Origin of the sequence: Streptomyces sp. NPDC097981 (genome assembly GCF_040302565.1) — a bacterium.
Classification (GTDB): Bacteria; Actinomycetota; Actinomycetes; order Streptomycetales; family Streptomycetaceae; genus Streptomyces.
Map to the genome: position 1 here is coordinate 1 of NZ_JBEORW010000193.1, position 1,273 is coordinate 1,273.

The 1,273-nt window shown below is 65.4% G+C and carries 1 protein-coding gene; it reads right to left on the reverse strand.

Translation table 11 applies throughout. The features are described from left to right. Window positions 1–35: 35 nt before the first annotated feature. Window positions 36–1,262 carry an IS256 family transposase gene (locus ABTY04_RS41000; RefSeq protein WP_352218522.1) on the reverse strand — a complete coding sequence of 409 codons (1,227 nt, stop codon included), beginning with the start codon at window positions 1,260–1,262 and terminating at the stop codon, window positions 36–38. Window positions 1,263–1,273 lie beyond the last annotated feature (11 nt).

Here is a 1,273-nt window from a genome sequence, read left to right on the forward strand (position 1 = left end):
GGGCTTGTCAGGGATCTTGTGTAAGTCGCCTGGTTCTATTGGATGCTGAGCCGGTCCTCGAAGAAGAGCGAGAACTGGTTCAGTGCCTCTTTCCAATGTGGGGCGACGTGGTTCGCGTCGCGCGCTCTCAGGTTGATCTGTTCGCGGACCGCGAGGTAGAGGACTTTCAACGCGGCCTGTTCCGAAGGGAAGTGACCGCGGTTGCGGGTGGCTTTGCGGAGCCGCGAGTTGATCGATTCGACCATGTTCGTGGAGTAGACCACCGTCCTTATGGCTGGCGGGAATGCCAGGTAGGGCGTGAACTCCGGCCAGGCCGACCGCCAGGTCCGGACGATCGCCGGGTAGCGTCCGCCCAGGTCAGAGGTCTCGAAGGCATCGAGGGCTTGCTCGGCGGCCTGCTCGGTCGGGGCTGTGTAAATTGCCCTCAGCGCAGGTACCAGTTTGGAGTGGTCCTTCACCGAGGAGAGCCGGAGTGAGGCTCTGGTCAGGTGGATCACGCAGGTCTGAACGGTGGCTTTGGGCCAGGTCGCGGTGACCGCGTCGGGAAGGCCCTTCAGGCCGTCGCAGGCCACGATGCAGACGTCCTCGATTCCCCGGTTCCGCAGTTCGGACAGGACTGCCATCCAGGTGGTGGCGCCCTCGCCGTCGGAGCCGACCCACAGGCCCAGGACGTCCTTGCGGCCGTCCATGTCGACGCCGACGGCCAGGTAGACCGGCTTGGAGACCACGGATCCGGACCTGATCTTCACCCAAAGTGCGTCGATGTAGATGATCGGCCAGACCGGGTCGAGGGCACGGTTCTGCCAGGTCACGAGCTCGTCGATCACTGCGTCGGTGACCTTGCTGATCAGGTCCGGGCTGACCTCGACGCCATAGATCTGGGCGAGGTGGGACCGGATGTCGCGCACGCTCATCCCGCGGGCGTAGAGCGAGAGGATCCGATCGTTGAACCCGGCGAGCCGGCGGGCGTTCTTCGGGACCAGACGCGGCTCGAAGTCGCCGTTGCGGTCCCGCGGAACCGCCAGCGCGACCGCCCCGGCATCGGTGAGGACCGTCTTGGGCGAGGTCCCGTTACGCGAGTTCCCCGACCCGTGACCTGCAGGATCTCCACGTTCGTAGCCGAGGTGTTCACTCATCTCGGCTTCCAGGGCCCGTTCCAGAACCGCCTTGGTGATCTCCGTCAGCAACCCGCCCTCACCGAGCAAGGCCGTCCCCGAGGCATCAGCCTTGTCGAGCAGCCGCTCGACCACCTCGTCGACCATCGCGTCCCCGG